2 protein-coding genes and 1 tRNA gene are annotated in these 1,522 nt (G+C 65.0%); 2 read left to right on the top strand and 1 reads right to left on the bottom strand.

Translation table 11 applies throughout. The features are described from left to right. The coding region (gene serS, locus AC1DU6_RS30820) for a serine--tRNA ligase (protein ID WP_477861903.1) at positions 1-706 on the top strand (706 nt) is incomplete at its 5' end. A gap of 47 nt (positions 707-753) precedes the next feature. Then, a tRNA-Ser gene (locus tag AC1DU6_RS30815) sits at positions 754-841 on the top strand. 52 nt (positions 842-893) lie between these two features. On the opposite strand, the gene AC1DU6_RS30810 is transcribed toward AC1DU6_RS30815, so the two are convergent. Continuing rightward, a partial coding sequence (locus AC1DU6_RS30810) for a helix-turn-helix transcriptional regulator (protein ID WP_477861901.1) occupies positions 894-1,522 on the bottom strand: 629 nt, incomplete at its 5' end.

The raw sequence follows: 1,522 nt of genomic DNA, 5'->3' as shown, positions 1-1,522 counted from the left end.
GCCCTACATCGTCAACCGCGAGATCCTGGAGGGCACCGGCCAGTTGCCCAAGTTCAAGGAAGACATGTTCTGGGTGCTGCGTGGCGGCGATGAGGAACAGGTCGAGCAGTACCTGATCTCGACCTCGGAAATCTCGCTGACCAACACCGTGCGCGAGAGCGTGCTCAAGCCCGAGGACCTGCCCGTCAAGCTGACGGCGCACAGCCCCTGTTTCCGCTCGGAAGCCGGCTCGGCCGGGCGCGACACGCGGGGCCTGATCCGCCAGCATCAATTCGACAAAGTCGAGATGGTGCGCATCGAGCTGCCTGAAAACAGCATGGCCGCGCTGGAGGAAATGACGGGTCACGCCGAGGCCGTACTCCAAAAGCTCGGCCTGCCGTATCGCACCGTGCTGCTGTGCAGCGGCGACATGGGCTTTGGCTCGACCAAGACCTATGACCTCGAGGTCTGGCTGCCGGCGCAGAACACCTTCCGAGAGATCAGCTCCTGCTCGAACATGGGCGCCTTCCAGGCCCGCCGCATGCAGGCGCGCTTCAAGAACGCGCAGGGCAAGAACGAGTTCGTACACACGCTCAATGGCTCAGGCCTGGCGGTCGGCCGGACGTTGGTTGCGGTTCTCGAGAATTACCAGAACGCGGATGGCAGCATCACGGTGCCTGAGGCGCTGCGGCCCTATCTGGGCGGCGCTGACACGTTGCGAGGTTGAGCTCCAAAAGCCTGGCTATAATGCTGGGCTCAGCTCGCACCAGATTCGGAGAGGTGGCAGAGTGGTTGAWTGTACCKSACTCGAAATCAGGCGGACGGTAACGTCTCGGGGGTTCGAATCCCCCCCTCTCCTCCAGCACAAGGCCAGTCCACCAGGACTGGCCTTTTTGCTTTGTGCGGGGCGTCAATCAGGGCAGGTTGGGTGCGCGTGGCTGCAACTGCCCCGGTGTGAGCCCCAGAATCCTGCGCAGCGAATGCGTGAGATGGGCCTGGTCGGTGTAGCCCAGTTCGGCCGCCACATCGGCGGGGCGCTGACCTTGTTGCAGCAGGCCTGCGGCGGCATCGGCGCGCAGGATCTGCTGCAGCTTCTTCGGGCTCATGCCGGTCACATGGCTGCTGTGGCGCTGCAGGCTGCGGTCGTCCACGCGCTCCCAGCCGCCGGCAGCAGCGCGCTGCACCAGCAGGTCCACCTCGATGAGGCCGCGCCGCGCAAGTTGCATGACGAGCTGCTCGGCGTTCTCGAAGCTGGGCAGTTCCAGGCGCTCGTCGCCGATCAGGAAGTCACGCCGCCCCGCGAACCCATGCACATGGCCCTGGTTCATCATGCGCTGGCCTGGTCGGGCGGGCATGTAGATCTCGGGTCGGAAAGCGATGCTGAGATAGCTGTCGCCGGCCTCGCTGCCCAGTTCCACGATGCGGTCGGTCTGGCCGGTCTGCAGCACCATCAGGCCGCTCCGGGTCTGCCGGAAGACGAGGTCCCAGCTGCCATCCGGCCGCACCAGATCCTGCGTCGCTGCCGTGTAGCTCACCCGGTCGA

The sequence above is a fragment of the Roseateles sp. P5_B10 genome, from assembly GCF_056400485.1.
Note: the sequence above shows the minus strand (reverse complement) of the source record. Positions and strands in the feature narration are given on the sequence as shown.